This is a genomic window from Actinospica acidithermotolerans (assembly GCF_018139625.1).
In the GTDB taxonomy this organism is placed as follows: Bacteria; Actinomycetota; Actinomycetes; order Streptomycetales; family Catenulisporaceae; genus Actinospica; species Actinospica acidithermotolerans.
In genome coordinates this window covers 1-410 of sequence record NZ_JAGSOH010000384.1, presented here as the reverse complement: position 1 = coordinate 410, position 410 = coordinate 1, and the positions used below count along the sequence as shown (strand labels likewise).

At 71.7% G+C, this 410-nt stretch carries 1 protein-coding gene; it reads left to right on the top strand.

Annotated features, from left to right (window positions below; translation table 11 throughout):
- Positions 1–379 (top strand): methyl-accepting chemotaxis protein (locus KDK95_RS39055; RefSeq protein ID WP_249162353.1); only part of this gene is annotated, 379 nt, incomplete at its 5' end.
- Positions 380–410: the final 31 nt, after the last annotated feature.

Genomic DNA, 410 nt, shown 5'->3' with positions numbered 1-410 from the left:
GGCCTTCAATGCCGCCATCGAGGCCGCGCGGGCCGGCTCGCACGGCCTGGGCTTCTCGGTCGTCGCGGACGAGGTGCGCAAGCTGGCCGAGAAGTCGTCGCAGGCGACGCGCGAGATCACCAAGCTGATCGCCGAGTCGGTGGGGCGCGTGCGCCAGGGCGGCGACATATCGTCGCAGGCGGCGGAGAATTTCGAGCGCATCGTGCAGGGCGTGGAACAGACGACCGCGTCCATCGCCGGCATCCACGACGCGACCGAGGCGCAGACCGCCGCCACCCGCAACGTCGCCCAGCTGCTGGAAGAGCTGACACGGCTCTCGATGCGCATCCGCACGGATGCCTCGGGCCGGGCTGCGCCTGCGGCGCAGGTGGGCGCATGACGGCCGGCGCGACGGTGCTGCACTTCGGCAT